General features: G+C 56.3%; 1 pseudogene. It reads right to left on the bottom strand.

The features are described from left to right. Positions 1-182: 182 nt before the first annotated feature. Positions 183-460, bottom strand: a pseudogene (locus tag L1069_RS23995) (phage tail protein); the annotation flags it as partial.

Genomic DNA, 460 nt, shown 5'->3' with positions numbered 1-460 from the left:
TGCCGTAGAGGATGGTTTTTCCTGTTCCACGTAGAGGATGGTTTTTCCTGTGCCGTTCAAATCCTCAATCGCCTGATCGGCGGCGGCAGCAATGCGGCCACGCTCAGCGCTTATGGTTTCGGTCAAGGCATTCATTGCATCAGTTGCAGCGGTCAGAGCTTCCAGACTCATGTGTTGTCTCCTTAAAAGGGGCCATGCAGGGCAGTGAGCTTGTCCCGCAGTTTTTGGGTTTCCAGGTGAGACCGGGCCAAGCCGGTGAGAGCCGAAAGGCTAAAGGCCCAAAGCGCATCATCAGGCGCGTTGACGATCACCAGGCCGTCTTTGACGTGCGAAAGATTGAAGTAGGCGTCATACAGCAGGTCATAGGCGCCGGTGGTGCCCTCGTTCATGCTGGCACCGGCCACAACAAAGATCAGATCGCCCGCGTTGTCGAAAAAGCCGATTTCCCGGACGGTGAAGC

The sequence above is a fragment of the Leisingera sp. MMG026 genome (assembly GCF_021654205.1).
Classification (GTDB): Bacteria; Pseudomonadota; Alphaproteobacteria; order Rhodobacterales; family Rhodobacteraceae; genus Leisingera.
The sequence above is the reverse complement of the archived record's forward strand: the minus strand, read 5'-3'. Positions and strand labels throughout refer to the sequence as shown.